General features: G+C 59.9%; 11 protein-coding genes. 1 reads left to right on the top strand and 10 read right to left on the bottom strand.

Features of this window, described 5'->3' with window-relative positions; all coding sequences use genetic code 11:
- Positions 1-322: 322 nt before the first annotated feature.
- From EKD05_RS25965 to EKD05_RS20180, 7 genes are all read right to left on the bottom strand, one after another.
- Positions 323-1744, bottom strand: a complete 1422-nt coding sequence (locus tag EKD05_RS25965; protein WP_165360849.1) for a ferrous iron transporter B — start codon at positions 1742-1744, stop codon at positions 323-325.
- Positions 1744-2583, bottom strand: a complete 840-nt coding sequence (locus EKD05_RS25960; RefSeq protein WP_165360848.1) for a FeoB small GTPase domain-containing protein — start codon at positions 2581-2583, stop codon at positions 1744-1746. Before EKD05_RS25960 ends, EKD05_RS25965 begins: the two co-directional genes overlap by 1 nt.
- On the bottom strand, positions 2580-2849 hold the full coding sequence (locus EKD05_RS20200) for a FeoA family protein (protein WP_205703998.1): 270 nt from the start codon (positions 2847-2849) through the stop codon (positions 2580-2582). Before EKD05_RS20200 ends, EKD05_RS25960 begins: the two co-directional genes overlap by 4 nt.
- A gap of 502 nt (positions 2850-3351) precedes the next feature.
- Positions 3352-4119 (bottom strand): SDR family NAD(P)-dependent oxidoreductase, encoded by a 768-nt coding sequence (locus EKD05_RS20195; RefSeq protein ID WP_129676514.1) that lies wholly within the window; start codon positions 4117-4119, stop codon positions 3352-3354.
- 177 nt (positions 4120-4296) lie between these two features.
- Entirely contained in the window at positions 4297-7278 is a 2982-nt protein-coding gene (glgX, locus tag EKD05_RS20190) for a glycogen debranching protein GlgX (protein WP_165360847.1), read from the bottom strand.
- A gap of 20 nt (positions 7279-7298) precedes the next feature.
- Positions 7299-8918 (bottom strand): collagenase, encoded by a 1620-nt coding sequence (locus tag EKD05_RS20185; RefSeq protein WP_165360846.1) that lies wholly within the window; start codon positions 8916-8918, stop codon positions 7299-7301.
- Positions 8919-9272: 354 nt separating this feature from the next.
- Positions 9273-10157: a retropepsin-like aspartic protease gene (locus EKD05_RS20180; RefSeq protein WP_129676510.1), complete on the bottom strand. Its 885-nt coding sequence runs from the start codon at positions 10155-10157 to the stop codon at positions 9273-9275.
- A 346-nt stretch (positions 10158-10503) separates the two neighbouring features.
- Here EKD05_RS20180 and EKD05_RS20175 point away from each other — a divergent pair, with 346 nt between their 5' ends.
- Positions 10504-10971 carry a NifB/NifX family molybdenum-iron cluster-binding protein gene (locus EKD05_RS20175; RefSeq protein ID WP_129676508.1) on the top strand — a complete coding sequence of 156 codons (468 nt, stop codon included), beginning with the start codon at positions 10504-10506 and terminating at the stop codon, positions 10969-10971.
- 60 nt (positions 10972-11031) lie between these two features.
- Here EKD05_RS20175 and EKD05_RS20170 read toward each other — a convergent pair whose 3' ends face one another.
- The 3 genes from EKD05_RS20170 to EKD05_RS20160 all read right to left on the bottom strand — a co-directional run bounded on the left by EKD05_RS20170 (position 11032) and on the right by EKD05_RS20160 (position 15209).
- The gene (locus EKD05_RS20170) at positions 11032-12477 is read right to left on the bottom strand and encodes a sensor histidine kinase (protein WP_240695871.1); all 1446 of its coding nucleotides are present in this window, start codon (positions 12475-12477) and stop codon (positions 11032-11034) included.
- 6 nt (positions 12478-12483) lie between these two features.
- Positions 12484-13392 (bottom strand): esterase family protein, encoded by a 909-nt coding sequence (locus EKD05_RS20165; protein WP_240695870.1) that lies wholly within the window; start codon positions 13390-13392, stop codon positions 12484-12486.
- Between the two features lie 635 nt (positions 13393-14027).
- Positions 14028-15209, bottom strand: a complete 1182-nt coding sequence (locus EKD05_RS20160; RefSeq protein ID WP_129676506.1) for a tetratricopeptide repeat protein — start codon at positions 15207-15209, stop codon at positions 14028-14030.
- Between the last annotated feature and the right edge of the window lie 1024 nt (positions 15210-16233).

The raw sequence follows: 16233 nt of genomic DNA, 5'->3' as shown, positions 1-16233 counted from the left end.
CCACCGGCGGATTGGTGTGATCGCGGCCATAGGGCACGAGTTGGATGGCGAGCAGAAGCACCAGCAGGGTGCCGAGAGCCCACGTGCCGATCCTGCGCGGCGACCAGCGGCGGGGCGTTCCTGCGGCGGGCGAGGTGGTGGAAGACGAAGCCATTGCAAAACCTTTCATCAAGCGGGCCGGGCGAGCGCACTCGGCTTATGAGCGCGTCTGCATCCGGCGTTGTTTGTTCAGTATAGATCGAATCGTTTGGAAGTTTCTTGGAAAAGCTAGGTGCGCTCACCCTTCGCGGCTTGGCGTGAGCTTCTTTGAAAAGTATTGCGGCTAGACCCAGCCGACGAGACGGGCAACGGCTGCGGTGACAAACGTCACGATGATGCCGAGCAAGAGTGGCAGCAGGGTGGACACGGCCGTCCACTTGGCGCTCTTTGTCTCGTTCCAGATGGTGAGGATGGTCGTACCGCACGGATTGTGCAGCAGACTGAACAGCATCAGGTTGACGGCAGTGAGCATTGTCCACCCGCCGAACTGGGTCAGCGTCTGATAGACCAGGTTGTTGTCGAGCTCGAGCATCACGCCGGCCTGCGCCAGCTGCGAACGGTTGAGGGTCAGGGTCAGCATCAGAATTGTCGGAATGATGATCTCGTTAGCCGGGATTGCCACCAGATAAGCCAGCAGAATAACCCCGTTCAGCCCGAGCCACCAGCCGAACGGGTTGAGCGCATTGACGAGGTGTGCAGCGATGCTGGCATCGCCGATCATGATGTTGCTGCTGAGCCAGATCACCGCGCCGGCCGGGGCAGCCATCGTTATCGCTCGCCAGAGCACGATCAGGGTTCGGCCGATCAGCGACGTATAGAGCGTGCGCAGCACCTGAGGTGGACGGTAGGGCGGCAACTCTAGACTGAAGGTAGACGCCTCGCCGGTGAGCACTGTGCGTGAGAGCAGCGCGGACACGAGCAGCGTGGTGAAGATGCCAATCACGGCGACGGTAACGACGCTTGCGGCGGCAACGAAACTGGCCAAGGCTGGTGGGGCTGTGGCACCGATGAAGAGCGTGCCCATCAGGATCAGGGTCGGCCAGCGCCCGTTGCAGATGCTGAAGTTGTTCGTAATGATGGCGATCAGGCGCTCACGAGGGCTGTCAATGATCCGTGTCGCGACAACCCCGGCGGCGTTGCAGCCCCAACCCATCATCATCGAGAGCGACTGCTTGCCGTGTGCGCCCGCTCCTTTGAAGAGCCGGTCGAGGTTGAAGGCCACGCGCGGCAGGTAGCCCAGGTCTTCCAGCAGCGTGAAGAGTGGGAAGAAGATCGCCATCGGGGGCAACATGACACTTACCACCCAGGCGGTGGCAAGATAGACGCCATCAATCAGCAGCCCAGAGAGCCAAACCGGCGTGCCAATAGCGGCCGCACCGGCGTGCAGCGCATTGTAGACCGTGCCAAGCAGCAGGTCGGCGAGCATTCTCGATGGAACATTCGCGCCGGCGATCGTGGCCCAGAACACCGCCATGAGCAGCAGCAGCATAAGCGGAAAGCCCCAGAGGCGGCTCGTCACCAGTTGATCGACCGTGCGGTCGAGCCGAAACGCGGCTTGGCGGCTATCGGTCGAGATAGTGCGGTTCGCGATCTGCGTGGCCTCGGTGTAGATTGCCTCGCTCACACGGTCGTGCAGATCGGGGCCAAGATCGCGGCGCAGCGCGGCAGCGGCGTTAAGCAGTTGCTCTTGGGGTGCCGGAGTCATTATGCAGCCTCCAGGGCAATCGGCGCAACCGCCTGCCCCCGTGTCAGGTCGCCGATGGTGCCTTCGCGCACCGCCTGCGCAATGCTCGCATCGCCGTCAAGCAGGCGGAGGGCCACCCAGTACGCCTGCGGCAGGTTGGGAAAGACCGCCTCGATCTGGGCTACAAGCTGCTTCACCGCACGCTCAAGGGCGGCGTCGCGCAGCGGCACATGCCTTGGCCGGGGCCGGATCGCGCCACTCGCAACCTGGGCAATCGTGCTCAGCAACTCTGGCAGACCTTCGCCACGCCTGGCGACGATCGGGACAACCGGCACGCCAAGATCGCGGGCGAGGCCCCGCTCGTCAATCATGATGCCGTGCCGTCGCGCCTCATCGATCAGGTTCACCGCAACCACGACACTGTCTGTGATCGCTAGGATCTGTAACACCAGGTTCAAATTGCGCTCTAGGCGCGTTGCATCGGCAACGATGACGGTGACGTGCGGCTGGCCAAACAGGAGGAAATCGCGGGCGACCTCCTCGTCGGCGCTGGTCGAGAGCAGAGAATACGTGCCGGGAAGATCAACAAGCTTGTAGCGCTTCCCCTGAAAGCGGAACCCGCCCTCGGCCCGGGTCACCGTCTTGCCAGCCCAGTTCCCAGTATGTTGACGGAGCCCGGTGAGCGCATTGAAGACGGTGCTCTTGCCGGTATTGGGATTGCCCGCTAGAGCAACCGTGTAGTCCCAGCCGCTCACGTCAAGGCCGAGCTTGCGGAGCTGGGCGTTGGTATACGCTGGACAGGTGTTGCAGGCTGCATGCGGCAGTGAGGATGCCTGCGGTGTAACAAGCTCATCACTCATACGATGGTCTCCTCAAGATCGAGCGTGATCATGATCATCTGTGACTGTTCGCGCCGAAGAGCGATCAAGGTATTGCGCACCCGATAGGCCACGGGGTCACCCAGCGGGCTGCGCACCTCGCTCTGGATGAGGGTGCCGGGTGTGATCCCGAGGTCGAAGAGTCGCCGACGCTCAGCACCCTGGTTGCCGAGCGCTAGCACCCGTCCGGTCGCTCCGAGCGAAAGCTGGTCAAGGGTTGTGGCACCAATTGGAGGCGAAGTGTTCAATTATTTACCTTATACGAAATCACTCTTTAGCCATGCCTCATTTTTACATGATAGATCGCTCAACCGTGGTTTGTCAAGCCCCGAAACGTACGGAAGGAGGGCCAGCGCATCTTCCTGCCGTGGCCGTGAACGGCTCGGCTCCTGGGAGCGAAGGCCACCTGCGTGGCCTGATCGAGCCGACGCAGGCCGGCTTTGCATGCGGGAGCCGAGGCGTTGACGCCGACGGGAGCGGCGGCGAGGGGCGATCCACCGGTCTCGCGACCCGCACTAACCGAAGATGCCATCGCCCTGAGGCATGAGCCAGGTCTGACGGTGAGACTATTAGTAGGCGAGCTCAATGTGTCCAGGGAACTCCAGGTCGTCGTCCTGAAGCGCTGAGATCGGCTCCAGGTAGCGGTGGGCGACATCGGCCTGGTTCACGCCCGCCTCGACACTGGCGAGGGCATCGTGCGGCAGGGTGCTGTCCACGCGGTGGGCGAGGCCAACTACCCTGCCGTCTATGCTACCTTGCTTGCATTCTGATCGCTCCGTCAAGCCGGATCACTTCACCATTCAGCATCTGGTTTTCGATGATGTGCCGGGCGAGCCGGGCATATTCGTCGGGACGCCCCAGGCGCGCCGGGAAGGGGATTTGCTGCGCGAGCGAGGTGCGTGTCTCTTCGGGCAAGCCCGCGAGCAGTGGGGTGTCAAAGGTGCCCGGCGCGATCGTCATGACCCGGATGCCAAAACGGGCTAGTTCGCGGGCGATTGGCAGGGCCATCGCGACAATGCCGCCTTTCGTGGCTGCATAGGCGGCCTGACCGATCTGCCCGTCAAAGGCGGCAATTGAGGAGGTGTTGATGATGATGCCGCGTTCGCCACTCTCGCCTGGCTCGTTCTGGGCCATGACTTCGGCGGCCAGGCGCAATACGTTGAAGGTGCCAACCAGGTTGATGTTCACGACCCGGCTGAAATGCTCCAGGCTCATTGGGCCGTCTTTGCCCAGTACCCGTGCGCCCCCGGCAATGCCAGCACAGTTGATCACGCCATCCAGGCGGCCAGTATGCGTGGTTGCGGCGGCCAGCGCACGTTTAACCTCGGCTTCACTGGTGACGTCGGTTGCCACAAAATGGGCCTGTTCGCCCAGGCTGGCCGCCGTCGCCTCGCCCACCGCAGCGTTGATGTCGGCGATGATCACGCGCCCGCCCGCTCCGACCAGTTCGCGGGCCGCCGCCGCCCCTAACCCCGAACCGCCCCCGGCAATGAGAAAGGTGTGTTTGTTGATTTCCATCTGGATTTCTCTTTTTCTAGCGGACGCTGGCGATAAAGCCGCCAGCGTCCGCTAGGAGCGCCTTGTTCCATGGGGCCTGCGGCCCCACCATGATCTTTGCTTCGTTGCGTTGTGGCGGCTTTGCCGCCACAACGCAACGAAGCAAAATCGTTGGGGGCGGCGTAGCCGCCCCCAAGCCTACCTGCGGAGCAACAGCCACTGGATCGCTTTGCCAAACCGTCGTCCCCAGGCTTCTTCGTTGTGCTCGCCGCCATGCTCTTCAACATACCGCAGCTTGCGGCCAAAGGTGTAGCCTTTGTCCATCAGCAACTGGCCCATGTTGCGGACGTCTTTTTTTAGTTGGGTCTCTTCAGCCGTGCCGACATCAAGGTAGACCCGCCCCGGTACACCTTTGTACTGGCGTACGTAGTCAAACATGGCCCGTTCGCCAAACCAGAAGGCCCCGCTCATCAATCCGGCGTTGCCAAAACTCTCAGGATGCTGAAGGAGGGCGTAGAGGCTGATCAGGCCACCCATTGATGAACCCATGATCGTCGTAAACTCGGCTTCTGGTTTCGTCCGAAACGCACGGTCAATGTGCGGTTTGAGCGTGTTGGCGAGAAAGTCGACATAAGCGTCGCCACGGCCTCCACCCCCGCTCGCTTCATCAACAAACGGGCTGTACTCGTCACTTCGCCGTTCCCCAATGTTGGGTATGCCTACGACGATCGCCTCGAGGCCCTGTTGGGCGAGGGCTTCCATCGTTTCGTCAACCCTCCATTCGACCCCGATGTAACTCGTTGTGGCGTCAAAGATGTTCTGCCCGTCGTGCATATAGACCACCGGGTAACGCTCAAGGCCACCGTTGTCGTAGCTCGGTGGCAGGTAGACGAGAATGTCGCGGTAGTTGTTTAGTTCTGGGCTAAAGAACCCAGCAATGGTGACGAAGTTGCCGGTGATGGTGCGCTTGGCCAGGGGCGGTCCGCCGATAAGCGGAGCTAGTGCGGCATGGCGGAGGTTGCTTTCGTACCGTCCGTACTGCGCGGCCCACGTTTCGCCATCCTGACTCAAGATGACCAGCGAGCGTCCTTCAAGGGCGTAGAGGCTCCCGACGGGCATTGGTTCGGCTTCTTGGCTCTCTGGGTGACTGGTATCAAGTTCAAGCCGCCAGTCTGGGCCGCCTTCATTCCCTGGCAGGGTGAAGGGGATGGTTTCGTGGTATGCGTTGAACAAGATCAGCAAGACATCGTCACGGATAATCTCGCCATCTGGCGTGCGTTCAGCAATCAACTGGCCGTTGAGCAACATGCCAAGGCAGCGCACCATGCCGTCGTCCCATTCGCTGTCACCCATCAAGGCGCCATCTGGTCGGTACCATTCGATGTCTTTGATGCCTTCGCCGTGAATTTCGCGCCCCTGGAAGAAGGTTCCGCGATGCAAGACCGGGTGCGCCTGGCGAAAGGCAATCAGGCGACGTGTCCAGTCATAAAGAGCTTTTTGTTCGTCAGTCAGTTCCCAGTCCATCCAACTGATCGGGTTGTCCTGACAATAGACGTTGTTGTTGCCACCCTGGGTACGCCCGTATTCGTCGCCGTGTAGCAACATTGGCACCCCCTGCGAGAAGAGCAGCGTGGCGAGCAAGTTGCGTTGTTGCTGGGCACGCAAGGCATTGATCCCCTCATCATCGGTCGCACCCTCGGCTCCGCAGTTCCAGCTATTGTTGTGGCTATCACCGTCGTTGTTGCCTTCACCATTGGCTTCGTTGTGCTTTTCGTTGTAGCTCACCAAGTCACGCAAGGTAAAGCCATCGTGCGCCGTGATAAAGTTGATCGAGGCCGCCGGTGCGCGTCCGTTCCGCTCGTAGAGATCGGATGAACCAGCGAGGCGGTACGCAAGTTCGGCGACCTGCGCTTCGTCACCTTTCCAGAAGCGGCGCACGGTATCGCGGTATTTGCCGTTCCATTCGGCCCAGAGTACCGGGAAGTTGCCGACCTGGTAGCCGCCTGGCCCAACGTCCCACGGTTCGGCAATGAGTTTGACCTGCGAGAGCAGCGGGTCTTGATGGATGGTATCGAGAAAGGATGAGAGCTGCCCACCTTCGTAGAGGCCCCGCGCCAACGCGGCGGCGAGGTCAAACCGAAAGCCGTCGACCCGCATCTCGGTCACCCAGTAGCGCAGGCTGTCCATCACGAGTTGCAGCGAACGCTGGTGAACCATGTTGAGCGTATTGCCTGTGCCGGTGTAGTCCATGCAGTAACGCGCATCGTCGTTCACCAGGCGATAGTAGGCCGGGTTGTCAATGCCGCGAAAGCTCAGGGTTGGCCCGAGGTGATTGCCTTCAGCCGTGTGATTGTAGACGACATCGAGAATGACTTCGATCCCGGCGGCATGTAAGGCCTTGACCATCTGTTTGAATTCGCGGACATGCCCACCTGGTTTTTCGCAGCGCGTATACTGGGTCGCTGGCGCAAAGAAGTTGAGCGTATTGTAGCCCCAATAGTTGCTCAAGCCCTGCTCTTCAAGGTGGCGATCATTGGCAAATTGGTGTACCGGCAGCAACTCAAGCGCGGTAATGCCCAGATCGCGCAGGTACGCGATCATGGCCGGGTGCGCAATTCCCAGATAGGTACCCCGCAGTTCCTCGGGAATGTCAGGGTGCTGCATCGTCAAGCCCTTGACGTGGGCTTCGTAGATCACACTGTCATGCAATGGAATATTCGGATGTTGATCATCTTCCCAATCGAAACGTGGATCGATAACCACACAGCGTGGCAGATACGGGGCACTATCGCGCTCGTCATACGAAAGATCTTCGTCAGGATGGAGAATCGTGTAGCCGTGGGTCGCATCGTGCCAGCGGATCGATCCGTGCAGCGCCTTGGCATAGGGATCAAGCACAAATTTGTGCGGGTTAAAGCGTAGGCCATGCTCGGGTTGGTAAGGCCCATAAACCCGGTAGCCATAGAGCTGACCGGGACGAAGGTTGCGCACATACAGATGCCAGACATGGTCGGTCTGCATCGCGAGCGGAATCCGCACCGCCTCACGTGGTGCATGCGCATGTTCAAAAAGACAGAGTTCAACCCCCGTTGCTTGCTCGGCAAAGAGCGCAAAATTGACGCCACTCCCATCCCAGGTCGCCCCGAGTGGGTAGGGTGAACCGGGAAGCAATGTATCCATACTCCTCACTCCTCCTAACTCTAGCCTGATCCTGTTCGCTGCGCGACACACCAGGTCTCAATCGCCCGATGCCATCCGCGTTCAGTCTCTTCAAGCTTTAGCCCCGCAAGATGCGACCAGTCGCGCAGATGATACTGATTTTCGCGATAGGCTGCATAGAGGCGCTGCAACGTCTCGGGTTGTTCGGTCACAAGATAGTAGGTAAAGGCCCAGGCCGCATCATAGTCGAAGGTGCCAAAACGATCATAGCCTTCGCGCTGGGCGAGCAACACCTTGAGCCGTGGCCGTGGGGTGCGTTCACAGAGGCGGCGCAACTGGGCCGGACGAGGCGCTGGCCCTGAGGCGGTGAGCCCGGCCATCACTTCGGCCAGGCCCTCATCAGCCCATCCTTTTGGCTCGCGATGATAGCCTGGCGTGCGCCACTGCCCCGGAAAGAGGTGGGTTGCCGCATAGTGATGCGCCACTTCGTGACGCAGGCTCTCGACCAAGCTATTCGCACTTTGCTCACTGGTGCGCTGATGCGTATAGATGATGCTATTGGCATCGTCATAGAGCCCATCTACCTCAACGGTGAAGGGGGTAAAGGCCCGCACATAATCACGATAGATGCCCTGACGGGCAAAGATCTTAATCTGCAGCGTCCGTGTACCTTTATCGTCCATTGGCTCGGCCAGGTCTGGCCCAAAGAGGTGCAGCAAGGTCTCGCGCACATACGTCACTTCGCGTAGCAAGGCTGCGATCTCATCAGCGGCAAGCCCGGCACGAATGCTCACCCCCTCGTGTTCGCTCCGCTCGGTCAGGGTCAAAAACTCATACTGTTGCCGCAGGCTTGTCAGGTGTGTGGTACCGCCCTCGAGCCGGTCACGGGCACGGGCGAGGGAGGCACGGGCCGTCAGGCTACTCGGACTGCTCTCGTACGTTGCGAGCAACCCGCGATCACGCGGGTCGGGCACATCGTCAATCAGCGTGAGTGGGGGTTCGACCCTCCACGCTTCGGCAAGTTCGTGTGTCAGCGTTGCGATCAAGTCTAAGCCGAGCTGATCCGTGCGCAGGCGGGCAATCACATGGGCCGCAGCCGCCCGCACCCCTGGATCATCCGAGCGAAGGCCGCGGAGCATAAAGGCCTGATCATCGGGGTGAAGCACCCCCGAACGGGCGAGGGTCAGCCTCCCGCGAGCTGCGGCTGCCCGATAGCGCAAGGCGGGGGCGAGGGTTGGCGCATTGGCAATACGCTCGAAAACCGGCGCAGCACTGAAATTTGGGTAAAAATAGCTATCGAGCACCCAGATCGCATCTTGCAACAAAAAATTGTCATCAGCGTGCGCCAGCAACTCATGCAAGACCGACTGAACCCTGGCCGCCCGTACCCGCAAGACTAGATCGCTCGCCCGGCTCGCCTGTGGACTCGCCGCTAGCCGCCCGAGCACTCGTACGGCATTGCGGCGCTCAAGTTCATGGCTTCCACGCTGAATCATCGTGAGCAGCACATCAATGTCATTGACGCCAATGCGGGTTTGCAGGGCCTTGGCGAGTTCTTCCGTACAGGCATAATTCGCCCCTGACAAAGCCGCCAGAAGGGCCGCCGTATCAGGGTAACTTGCTTCGGGGCAAGATGGTGTATAGATTGGTGGCTGATGCATAGGGGCCTCTGCTATGGGCAACACTGACCCGGCTAACACCATGCAGAGTGTCATGATGATCGTCAGGCGTAACAATGGATCGCTCAACTTCTTCACGGATGCTTGCCTGTGGGCAACGCAGCCCGGGGCTTATTCGTCTGTAACCTACGTTTTCCGGTAGCACCGCTGACCACGAATGGGGGCCACGAATAAACGAATACCGCACCGCAACGCCCATCTTCGTTTATTTGTGATCAGTATTCGTGGACGGCTGAGGCCGCCAGGAAACTTCCTTCACACACTACGTATTACTCTTCAACTCCATAATCCGCTATGCATGACACGGGCGAGGCCTGTGAGGTCCCGCCTAGACGGCTAGCTAGATGACTCAAGCACACAGACAGCCCGCCGATAATCAAGGGTCATCCGTTGGAAACGGGCAAGCAAGCGATTGCCAAGATTCGCCCGTCCCCCACGTCCAAAATCGCCGCGACCGCTCTCGGGGGCATCAAGTTCAATCGCTTTCAATTCAAACGGACCAAGGCGGAGGGCCGAGGCCACCCCGTGCAACGTCGTCACCCGTTCGACAAACCCACGCCCTTCGTCCACCTCGGCTGTGCCGCGGCGCAAGCCAGCCAAATCTGCCAGATCCGGGCTCAGTGTGAGCGCCCCGTTTGAACCAGTATCAATCGTGAGCAGAGGCAGCGGAAGGGGCACCGGATGTGCCTGGTCTGGCTGGTTCAAGCAGAGCAACGCAGCCCCATCAAGCGCCGGAAAATGTTCAAAAAAGCGCAACGGCAGAACCGCCCCGCCCGGCCCCGGCGCTGGAGGTTCGAGATCTGGATGGCACAGGCGCAACCGGCCTGCGGCATAATCGATGGTCAGCGTCAATTGGCTCAAGACATTATAGCCCAGCACAAGATCGACCTTAAACGGAGCCTGGCGCAGATCGAGCGCAACCGCATAGAGATCGCGCAACTCAAGCTCACCGAGGCGCAGCCAGGGCAAGACGCTTTCGGTGAAATGCACGGCATCACTGGCTGCATCGGAACCCAGGGCAAAATCACCGAGGCGCAGATCGAGGCGACGCGCCAGACTCAGGTCAATCGCCGACGGATCAGTGCCCGTATCAAGGAGCACCGTCAGCGGATGCCCGCCTGGCCCGGCGGCCACACAGCGGATCACCTGAGGTGCAAAGAGCAACGGCAGTTCAGCGATGCCGCTCGGTGGAAAATGCAACGTGGTTTGATCATCCAGCATAGCTTCTATGATACCACAGGGTATGGCCGCGAAAACTTGTGCTTGGCTTGGCACTCAGGGCTGAGGCAACGTCCACCTGACCGGAGCACCGTCGGGCTGAAGCCCTCGGCTACGGGTCGCGAAGGCCGCCTGCGCGGCCTCATCCAGTCGGCGAAGGCCGGCTTCGTCGACGGGAGCCGAGCCGTTGACGGCGACCCCGGAGAGCTGACGTTGCCTCAGCCCTAGGCTTGGCACAAGATAGCCGCCCGATGAGGCACTGCCCCACGCTCGCAGGGGCCAGCAAAAGAAGCGTCCCTGCTGGTATAATTAGCTCAGTGCTCAACAGATCTAGAACGGAGTCTCAAAGGTGAAAATTGCCGCCGTAACGAATGATGGTCGTACCATCAGTGCCCATTTTGGCCGCGCACGCCAGTATCTTGTTGTGACCGTCGAGGATGGGGCCGTTGTTGCCCGCGAGGTGCGCGATAAGACCGCCTGTGACCATAGCCATCACGGGCATGGGCATCATCACGACCATGATCATGATCACGGGCATGACCACGACCACGGGAACGACCACGACCACGCCAACCAAACAATTGACCTGAGTGAACCTGGCAAGGTCGCCGCGCCACCCGTTGACCAGCATACGTCAGCGGTGAGCATGATTGCCGACTGCGATGTCGTGCTCTCGCGGGGGATGGGACGTGGAATGTACAACAACTTGCAACGCGCCAACCTGCGTACGGTGCTTACCGACATCGTTCCCATCGAGTTCGCCGTACAGGCATTGCTTGCAGGGACGCTCGAAGAGCATCCCGAACTCGTGCATTAATATATTTCTTTGCCGCTGAAAAACCAGCTATGCTGGTTTTTCAGCGGCAAAGAAATATATTTAGTTAACATAACGCATTGGCAGCCAGGCGCGGATTTCGGTACCTTCGCCGGGGCGCGAGAGGATCGTCAGGCGCCCGTCGAGCACGGCGGCCCGCTCGCGCATCTGGCGCAGGCCCAGGTGTGGCCCACTCTGCTCGGCCTGCGCACCCGGATCAAAGCCGACGCCATCATCACGCACGACAATTTGGAGACCGTTATCCACGATTTTGAGCATGACCGCAATGTGCTGGGCGGCGGCATGTTTGGCGGCATTGTTCAAGGCTTCCTGCACAAACCGAAACGCGGCGAGCTCGAGCACATGGGGGAGATCGGGCGGCAGATTGCTCAGTTCAAGTTGCAGTTCCCAATCCTGCTGGCCGGCAAAATCGGCGACAAAGCGACGCAAAGCCGCGACAAAACCTAATTGGCTCAACTCCATTGGACGCAGCGCAAAGATGGCCCGGCGCAATTCCTCGATCTGACGGCGCAGCGTCGCCTTGACCGAAGCAAACTCTTCGGCGAGGCGCTCGGGTTCCTGGTCAAGCCAGTCTTCCCAGAGGGCAATGCGCATCCGGAGAAAGGCGAGGCTCTGGGCGACACCATCGTGGAGATCGCGGGCAATTCGGGTCCGTTCTTCGGTGATGGCCTGCTCGAGGGCGGCGATACTGGCTAACTCACGCGCACGGCGGCGACTCCCCTTGATGCCTTCAGTTAATTCACCAGCCACGGTGATTAACAGGGTCGTCACGGTTGGCTCAAGTTCGCGTTGTGCCTGGGCCGTGAGGTCTATGCTAGTGGGAGCCGCGCCGGTAATGCGCTGGACATCAACGATATACCCCTCGATCCAGCCGATCGGCTCATCATCGCGTTCGGCAAGCGGCACCAGCACACATCCGGTCAGCCCTTGAGGGGGTTTGCTCCGTGGGAGCAGCACCGTGGGCGTACGTACCCGTCCTGGCTCACTCATCACACCAAACGCCGTACGGGCCAGGGTCAGTTGATCCTCAGAAAGGCCGACACAACGCGCTGTCAGGGCGACACCTTGATCATCTTCGAGTACCAGCGCCATCGCACGTGCCCCCAGCAGGCGCGGCGGCAGGGTCATCGCATAATCAAGCACCGCATCAAGTGAGTCACTACTGGCGACCCGCTGATTCAACTCATAGAGCAACTCGAGGCGGGCATTGGCCGAGCGCAACTCGTCAAGCATATTCGCCTCGCTCGTCAGGCGGCGCTGCTCCTGACGGGCGGCCCAACTCAGAACCGCATAGATTGCGCCCGCCGCCATAGCGCCCCAGAAGAGAGCCTCAAGCGTCTGGACAACGGGCGGCATTGGGCGTAGATCAATCAAGAGCGATTCGGCCAGACGGGTGAGCGCAAAGATCAGGCCGCCCACCCCAGCCAGCGGCCAGCGCAAACTGCGCAGGGCGACAATCATATCGGGAGGTTGTGATTTTGTTGGCATAGGTAGCTAGTTCATGGCGTGCCAGTGCAAAGGCAACGTCGCGGCTAGATAGCGGTCGGCACTATGCCACGTATGATCGCCGCCCTCGAGTACCGGTGACGCGACCGCATTGGCAATCCCGAGGCTCTGCAACACTCGCCCCAGATACTCACCACGGTAAAAATTGGAACCCCACGGCTCAAGCGTTTGTGGGCCATACTGGATCACCCAGGTCAGCCGCTGAAGGGCGGCCCGATCGGCGCGCAAGAGTAAGCAGATCGGATTATTGCTGCTGAGATGGGCAAGATCGGGCGGTGCCCCAAAGACCGGGGCGAACATTGGTTGCGCAAAGAGGCCGTCGGCGCTGCGGGCGGTAGTTCCTCCATCAGAAGCATACGGAAATGAGCCGTCAAATGCTCCCACGCTGACAAACCGTTCCGGGTGCAACGCCGCCGCCTTGACCGCCATATACCCACCGAGCGAAAAGCCGACGATGCTCCGTGCGGGCGGCAGTGTCCGAAAGCGGCGGTCAACGGTAGGCACCAACTCTTCAAAGAAAAAGCGCTGAAAACGACCGGTGCCAACGCCGGGCACAGACCGTGCCCGTTCGGGACTATGAAAATCAGTCAACATCCCAGGCACAGCATTATCATCGCTGGCCATCCCGGGCATCACCAGGATCATTGGGCCAATCTGTGCTTCAGCACGCAGACGCTCATAGATATCAACCGCGGTTGATGATCCGCGACTTGCATCCTCGGTCGCATTAACCCATTCGCGCTCGTGCCCCCGTAGCAAATAGAGCGTCGGGAAGCGACGGCGCGGCTCGGATGCATACTCAGGTGGCAGATAGACATACAGCGAGCGTACCACCCCGAGCACCTGGCTTCTCAGCCGTACCAGGCGCACACGATGATCAATATTCACATCAACCATAGCGGATTACTTCCCACCCAACAAGCCACTCGTGTTAGTCGAACAGAACGCATTCTAACACACCCTTTGCCTCCACCCCAGCTTTTTGCAGATAGTACAATAGACCCAATAATTTAGACACTCACTCGGCCACGGTTCCGTTTTTCACCGCATTACGAGCGCCGCGAAGCATCACGGGCGTGGGGCCGCCCGCGACCTTTCGCTCCGCCTCCGGCTCTGCTCCCAAGCCATGGTTTCCGAAGGGCCGGATCAGCTTTACCTTAGACTCGGAGTTCCGACTTCAGTCGACTTCCCGCTCAGCCGACTGATGGTCTTCCAGAAATGAATCCGCTCTCGCCCGCGCAGGCGGGCTTCGCTTCCCCTAGCCGAGGGCTTCAGCCTCACGGCATCGGGTTCATAGCGGATCATTTCCTGTAAAACCATAAGTCGGCACTCCGAATGAGCGTCAACGGTACAGCACGCTGAAATCTTGTCGAAACAACAAACCCGCCTGAGACCGCACAGGTCTTCAAGACCTGTGCGGTCTGACGGGTGCTCACCCTGTTGCTCGCGGCACTGCGGGCCCACGGGCCATGTGGTACTCAGGATGACAAATGGTGTCGGCGTCGGTGCCTGTGCAGAAGATCTGCGTAGGCTTACGGCAGTAACTCGACCTCGAAACTGTCAAACACACTCGGCTGCCCAGCCCACAGCCCGGCACCGCCAGTGGCGTGGGTGTTATCCAGGATGCTGCTGAACGGCTCGCCGTCAACTAAAGCAAGGAAGTTGTTGCCACGAACCTCAATCGTCAGGGTATGCGGTTTGGTTTCTTTGAGTGCGGCACTGCTAACCACACTAGAAAGAGAAGTGAAACTGGTAAGATAAACATTCCGAACATTAGGTTCTGCTTTTATAAACTTGCGCCACTCGCAGTCTCCCTGATCGCAGAAAAATGCATAGCCCTCGTTGTCAGTAAAGCGAAAGATCACGGCAAACATCTTCCCCGTAACATTTGTCGTAATGATGTGATTGTCACCGCTCGGTTTGTAGATGAGTAAACCCTCACTGCCGACGAGCTTGCCGTCTACAACCGCCAACCCACTGTGAATAGGCTCCCACTCCTCGCGCATGGTCGCATTGAAGTCATCACGGAAGGCCACACTGCGCGCAGGATCCGTCGTTGCTGTTTCTTCCGCACTCGCGCTGGGAGGCTCGGGGGTTGGCGTGGCATCGGGGTTAGGTGTCGCAGTCGGGGCCAGTGTCGGGGCGAGCGTCGGGGTCGGGGTGGCGTTGAAGCGACGGCGCGCTTCGGCGCGTTGGGTTGCGGCGTCTTTGTAGTTGGGGATGATCGTCAGTGCGCGGTCAAACTGCTCGATAGCGTCGGCCCATTGCGCCGCACGGTACGAGGCGAGCCCTTGCTGGTAGTAGGCGTCGGCCTCTGTTTCGTTGATCTGGCGCAGGCGCTCGGCGGTGTCTTGGTAGCCGGGGCTAATCGCGATCACTGACTGGAAGGCGACTCGGGCCTGGCTGAAGTCCTGCGCGTTCTGGTAGTCCACCCCCGCCTGGTACTGGCGCTCCAGATCGGCATCGCGGGCGGCGGCAAGGGCTTGGGTTGTCGCGGTTGCTTGCGTTTCCGCCTCACTCGTCGCCTGCTGCGCCGCCAGGGATGCCTGTTGCGCTACGCTTGTCTGCGCAACCTCGGTTGCCGTCGCCGCAGCCTCAGTCGCTTGCTGCTGGGCAATATACCAGTATGCACCGCCGCCTAGCCCGGCAAGCACGAGTACGGCGATAATGATCATAAGGAGTGGACTGCGCGTGCTAACACGACGGGTAGACATAAGAATTTTCCTTCACTGCCGCTTTCTTGGAAAGACAATCGAACTCACTCTCTTAGTAACGAGCGGCGAGAAAAATTGCTTGTGCTAGCTCTACCAGACCTCACAGGTCTCGTCAAAGAAGGACGAGAAGCGACCTCACAGGTCTTGATGAGGGCATTCCAATGCGGACGAGCAGACCTGTGAGGTCTCGCCTTGCCTCGCCGTGCCGATCAAGGATCACCGCAAGGAAAAGACCTCACAGGTCTTCCCGCCCCGGTGACGTCTCGTCCAGACCTGTGAGGTCTTGCTTTGCCTCGCCTTGTCTCGCCGTGCCGATCAAGGATTGCAAGGAAAAGACCTCACAGGTCTTCCCGCCCCGATGAAGTCTCGTCCAGACCTGTGAGGTCTCGCCTTGCCTCGCCGTGCCGATCAAGGATCACCGCAAGGAAAAGACCTCACAGGTCTTCCAGCCCCGGTGACGTCTCGTCCAGACCTGTGAGGTCTTGCCGTGCCTCGCCGTGCCGATCAAGGATCACCGCAAGGAAAAGACCTCACAGGTCTTCCAGCCCCGGTGACGTCTCGTCCAGACCTGTGAGGTCTTGCCTTGTCTCGCCGTGCCGATCAAGGATTGCAAGGAAAAGACCTCACAGGTCTTCCCGCCCCGATGACGTCTCGTCCAGACCTGTGAGGTCTTGCTTTGCCTCGCCGTGCCGATCAAGGATTCCAAGGAAAAGACCTCACAGGTCTTCCCGCCCCGGTGACGTCTCGTCCAGACCTGTGAGGTCTTGCTTTGCCTCGCCGTGCCTCGCCGTGCCGATCAAGGATTGCAAAGAAAAGACCTCACAGGTCTTCCCGCCCCGGTGAGGTCTCGTCCAGACCTGTGAGGTCTCGCCTTGCCTCGCCGTGCCGATCAAGGATTGCAAGGAAAAGACCTCACAGGTCTTCCAGCCCTGGTGACGTCTCGTCCAGACCTGTGAGGTCTTGCTTTGCCTCGCCGTGCCGATCAAGGATTGCAAGGAAAAGACCTCACAGGTCTTCCCGCCCC

The organism is Candidatus Chloroploca sp. Khr17, assembly GCF_004138165.1.
Classification (GTDB): domain Bacteria; phylum Chloroflexota; class Chloroflexia; order Chloroflexales; family Chloroflexaceae; genus Chloroploca.
The sequence above is the reverse complement of the archived record's forward strand: the minus strand, read 5'-3'. Positions and strand labels throughout refer to the sequence as shown.